The organism is Magnetococcales bacterium (assembly GCA_015231175.1).
GTDB lineage: Bacteria > Pseudomonadota > Magnetococcia > Magnetococcales > DC0425bin3 > HA3dbin3.
Window position 1 is genome coordinate 1 of sequence record JADGBZ010000135.1, and the last position, 4,909, is coordinate 4,909.

The 4,909-nt window shown below is 58.3% G+C and carries 5 protein-coding genes; 4 read left to right on the plus strand and 1 reads right to left on the minus strand.

The genetic code is table 11. The features are described from left to right. Positions 1-81 precede the first annotated feature (81 nt). The 4 genes from HQL63_15700 to HQL63_15715 all read left to right on the plus strand — a co-directional run bounded on the left by HQL63_15700 (position 82) and on the right by HQL63_15715 (position 3,273). Entirely contained in the window at positions 82-456 is a 375-nt protein-coding gene (locus tag HQL63_15700; protein MBF0178270.1) for a response regulator, read from the plus strand. 12 nt (positions 457-468) lie between these two features. Beyond that, positions 469-939, plus strand: coding sequence for a chemotaxis protein CheX (locus HQL63_15705; protein MBF0178271.1), 471 nt, complete (start codon positions 469-471; stop codon positions 937-939). 375 nt (positions 940-1,314) lie between these two features. Further along, positions 1,315-1,680 carry a response regulator gene (locus HQL63_15710; GenBank protein MBF0178272.1) on the plus strand — a complete coding sequence of 122 codons (366 nt, stop codon included), beginning with the start codon at positions 1,315-1,317 and terminating at the stop codon, positions 1,678-1,680. A gap of 63 nt (positions 1,681-1,743) precedes the next feature. After that, positions 1,744-3,273, plus strand: coding sequence for a CBS domain-containing protein (locus HQL63_15715; GenBank protein ID MBF0178273.1), 1,530 nt, complete (start codon positions 1,744-1,746; stop codon positions 3,271-3,273). Positions 3,274-3,494: 221 nt separating this feature from the next. On the opposite strand, the gene der is transcribed toward HQL63_15715, so the two are convergent. After that, a complete protein-coding gene (gene der / locus HQL63_15720) occupies positions 3,495-4,835 on the minus strand; it encodes a ribosome biogenesis GTPase Der (protein MBF0178274.1) in 1,341 nt (446 codons plus the stop codon). Between the last annotated feature and the right edge of the window lie 74 nt (positions 4,836-4,909).

Genomic DNA, 4,909 nt, shown 5'->3' on the forward strand with positions numbered 1-4,909 from the left:
CGCCCACACCCCCCGGCTCTTGCCAACACCCCCCCTTACCGGGTCGCCCACAGCTCAAACGGGGCACATAGGATATTGGCCATGAAATTGCTCACGATTGACGACTCCAAAACCATTCGCCGCGTCATTGCCGGCGTTGGCAGCGTCCTGGGTTTTGAGGTTCTGGAAGCTGAAAATGGCGCCGTCGGCCTGGAAATTTTGCGGGAACAGACCGACGAGATCAAGCTCGTCCTCCTGGACTGGAACATGCCCGGCCTGAACGGCCTGGAGGTTTTGCAGGCAATCAAGGCCGACCCGCGCACGCAACAAATTCCGGTCATGATGGTCACCACGGAAGGTGAACGGGAGTATATCATCAAGGCGATCCAGGCCGGAGCAGTCCACTATCAAACCAAACCCTTCTCCCAGGAAGTGATGGCCGCACGCATCATGGAAGCCCTGGGCGCGGGGGGGTAGGAGCATCGTCGCATGGCAGATCCCCTGGAGCACCGCCGTATCCTGCTGGATGCATTACAAGGCGTGACCTTGCAAATCCTCGAATCCGAGTCCTGGGGAACGGTCACTTGTGATGCCGTCAAGGTTCTGCCATCCTTCCAGCTGACCCGGGAGGTTTGCGGGGTCGTCCACATCCTTGGCGCCCTGCATGGCCTCGTTGCCGTCATGGCCACTCAGCGCACCGTGGCCGCCATCATCGGAACCATCACCGGCAGCCAGACCAGAGAATTGACCCAGGAGGATATCCTGGACGGTATCGCAGAACTGGCCAACATGGTGTGCGGCAACATGAAGTCCCGCGCCCAGATCGGCAACCTCGCCATCACGCCCCCCGTGGCCATCATGGGCACCGAATTCATCGCCCAGTGGAAGACAGTCCTTCCTGTTCACCAACTCACCTTCCATATGCGGGACCATACGCTGGTCGTCCTCGCAAGTGTTTAAATACCTGGCAACAATCCAGCACCCTTGCCATAAAAGTTTTGACATGAAAGAACGCTTCCGAAACCGTTTGCATGGGGTAACTATTCACCACCCGGCAACGAATCGGGGTCCAGGGGGCTGGCTCCCTGGCAGGGCCTGAGATGGCGTCCTGGTGGATTCGGGGCGAAGCCCTGACAAAGGCTTTCATATCCAGGCTTTTCTTAAAAGGGTACCGAATCATTACTGCGTTTGAACATTTTGCCCGGGCGCAATTTTGGGCTATAATGGGCGCGCTTGGCGTGTACTCCGGGCACAATCCTTTTGGGTCGGCTCTTTTAATTTTGCACGCTTCTTGCAGGTGAGTGAACACCTACCAACAGCCATAGGAAAGAAAATATCATGCGTGTCCTGATTGTCGATGACTCCAGTGTCATGAGGAAAATTGTCACCCGCGGCCTGCGGCAAGCCGGCTTCAAAATCGATGACATCCTCGAAGCCCCGGATGGCCAAAAAGGCCTCGAAACCCAAGCCGCCAGCAAGTGTGACCTGATCCTCTCCGACTGGAACATGCCCAACATGGATGGCCTGACCTTCGTCAAGGAGTTGCGCAAATCCGGCGACAAAACCCCCATCGTCATGGTGACCACTGAAGGCGGTGATGCCAAAGTGGCCGAAGCCATCAAAAGCGGCGCCAATGGCCATATCAAAAAGCCGTTTACCCCGGATACCCTGCGCGCCACCCTGGGTCAGTTTTTCAAATAGTCCGTCAAAACGTCTGCCACCAAGCCGGAGGTCACCATACGGTCTCGCACGAGGTGATGCTGCATGCCCACATCTGAAGAGCAGATCCTCAAAAAGGCCCGGCCTTTTTTTCTGAACTTCTTCACCCGACTGGCCAATGACCTGAATACCCTGACCGCAGCGCCGATCACCTGCGTCTTGAAGGATTTGGCCCTGGTGCGCGGTCGCGAGGAGATGGAACCGATCTTTGAAACGGATCGGACCATCGCCTACGTGCTGGAAGATGGCAAAAATTCCGGTGATATCCACATCATCATGGATGTGGCGACCTCCATCTCCCTGGCCGGTCTGATGATGATGATCCCCGAGGCCGCCATACAAGAGCAGGTCAAGGGCCGCAAATACAACGAAGAGGTCAACGAAGGTTTCCAGGAGATCGCCAACCAGGTCGTTGGCGCCATGAACGACCTCGTGGAGAAAAAGGTGGAGGGCTCCCACCTCTTCCTCGTCCTCCCGACCAGTTATACCCAGTACGCCGAATTCCCCGACTCCATCCCGGATCATAAAACCTATCTTTCCGCCACCGTCGATATCCAGGTCTCCAAATTTCCGGTTGAGCCCTCCGTCTGGATCCTCTCCAAAGGGCTGTGCGAAATTTTATTCAAGGTCGATATCGAGGGTACCGCAGAAGAGAACAAGGCAACCAAGACAGCCGCGCCCGCACCGGAGCCAATCGAAGCCGCGCCCGCACCGGAACCGGTCAAGGCCGCCCCACCACCCCCACCCAAGGCAACCGCAGCACCCAAGCCGGCGCCCGCACCCCCCAAACCGGCACCCCCCCCTCTTGTCGAGGAGGCCCCTTTGCCCGCTCAAACCAGCCCGGCACCGACAGGGGGGAAAAAATCGGATGCGGACCCCGGCAAGCCCGCTCCCGTTGCCAAACCAACCCCTGAAGCCCTCCCCCCCGGTCATCCATCCGGCCTGGAAAGTCCCCTCATGGACGGCGTCGACATGGCGTCCGGCGCAGAAAAAAAGGCAGATCTCCTGACCGAGTTCGGCAGCGATGACAGATCGGTCGGAGAGTCAGGAATGGGCAGCGCCATGGAGGGCCTCCAGACGGCAGGAAAAAAATCCTACCCACCCCTGCCCAACATCCTCTATGGCGTCGCCGACGGCCTGCCCCACCCCGATGAACCCGGCAGCGTCCGGGCCGTCACCACGGTCCCCCCCTTCGCCCTGAAGGTGGAAGATCGAGTCATCAAGGCCATCCATGCCATGCGCCAGAAAGGCTACCGTTATATCGGCGTCGAACACCACGGCAAGCTGGTCCGCGTGGTCAGCCAAAGCGACCTGCGCCAACTCATGGGGCCTTTTTTCGGTACCCAGGCCATGAGCGCCCGCGACAAGGCCATCTGCACCCTGCCACTGGGCAAGATCAACGAAACCCAAAGACTGGTCAGCATCCCCTTGCATGGCAGCATCAGCCAAGCCGCCACCCTCATGCAGGAATACGCTCTGCGCATGCTCCCCGTGGTCAGCAAACAAGGGGTTCTGCGTGGCTATGTCCCCGTCCACGCCCTTTTGGACTATTATCGCCGCAAAAAGCAAAAATAAAAGCTGACCATTCACCACCCTTTCAAAAAGGCTTGGATATGAAAGCCTTTGTCAGGGCTTCGCCCCGAACCCCACCAGGACTCTGTCCTGGATCTGCCAGGGAGCCAGCCCCCTGGACCCCGATGCGTGGCTGGGTGGTGAATAGTTACAATAAAAGAAGCCCTGACAAAGGCTTTCATGTCCTGGCTTTTCTTGGAAGGGTGCTGAATAGTTACAAACCTTCATGTGTTGGACGACCCCTTGCGGCACAACATCCGGACCGGTGTACCGGAAAAATCGAACGCCTCGCGCAACCGATTCTCCAAATATCGCCGATAGGTGGCATGAATCTCCTCGGGATGGTTGGAAAAAAGCAAAAAAGTGGGAGGAGCGACACTGACCTGGGAGATATAACGAATCTTGACCGAATGCCCGGCACTCCTGGGCAAAGGGTGACGTACCAGCGTTTCAGCCAGCCAACGGTTGAGTATGCCTGTCGAAATACGCTGCCGACATGCCAAACCCACCTTGTCCAGCGTGGGCAGCAACCGTTCAACACCCCGGCCACTCTGCGCCGAAAGGCGCAGAACGGGAACGTGCTCCAAGTGCGGAAATGACTGTTCAAATTGATCTTTGCACTGCTCCACAGCCTTGGGCTCACGACCCGCAAGATCCCATTTGTTGACCACCATGACCAAACCACACCCCGCATCGACAGCATAACCGGCAACCCGCTGATCCTGATCGGTGACACCCCGTACACCATCCAAAACCAGAACAGCCACGTCGGCCCGGTCGATGGCCTTCAGGGCCGCAAGGGCGGAAAACGACTCCACCCGTTGCGTCACCCGGCTCTTGCGCCGCAACCCTGCCGTGTCCACCAACACGTAGGTGCGTCCCTGCGGCGTGGTCAACAGGGTATCGATGGTATCCCGGGTGGTGCCGGGAATGGCGCTGGACACCAGCCGCTCCTCCCCCAACAACCGGTTGATCAGGGAACTCTTGCCCGCATTGGGACAACCGATGACCGCCACGCGCAACCCAACCTCTGGATCACCCGCAACCAGCGCATCTGGATGTGGCGCCACAGGCAACGCCGCGAAAACCGCCGTCAATAAATCATCAATCCCCTGGCCATGGGTTGCCGCAATGGCCACCACCGTACCGGCACCCAAGGCAAAAAAGTCCCATACCCCTTCGCTTCCCAGTCGCCCCTCGCTTTTGTTGACGGCAATCACAAGGGGTTTGCCGGCCTGACGCAACAGCCCGGCAATGACCTGGTCATCAGGAAGCATGCCGGCCACTCCATCGACGACCAGGACAACAGCGTCCGCCTCCTCGACGGCCACCATGGCCTGCTGACGTATATCCTGCGCCAGAGGTTCAGAAGAACTCTCCTGAAAACCACCCGTATCCACGATGCGAAAATGCCGTTCGCCCCATAGGCCCCGACCATATTGACGATCCCGGGTCACACCAGGCAGGTCATCGACCAAGGCGGCGCGCGTTCGCGTCAACCTGTTGAATAAAGTGGATTTTCCCACATTGGGACGACCCACCAGAGCAATGAGAGGCACACTCATGGTAGCGATTCGGCACTCACCAAAAAAACGTCCAAAAAACTGGGATGGAGGTCCAGGAGGAAGGGCTGCGCCCT

Excerpts from the sequence above, each read along its gene's own strand:
- HQL63_15700 (MBF0178270.1), top strand. The coding sequence starts at position 82 with ATGAAATTGCTCACGATTGACGACTCCAAAACCATTCGCCGCGTCATT.
- HQL63_15705 (MBF0178271.1), top strand. The coding sequence starts at position 469 with ATGGCAGATCCCCTGGAGCACCGCCGTATCCTGCTGGATGCATTACAA.
- HQL63_15715 (MBF0178273.1), top strand. The coding sequence starts at position 1,744 with ATGCCCACATCTGAAGAGCAGATCCTCAAAAAGGCCCGGCCTTTTTTT.
- der (MBF0178274.1), bottom strand. The coding sequence starts at position 4,835 with ATGAGTGTGCCTCTCATTGCTCTGGTGGGTCGTCCCAATGTGGGAAAA.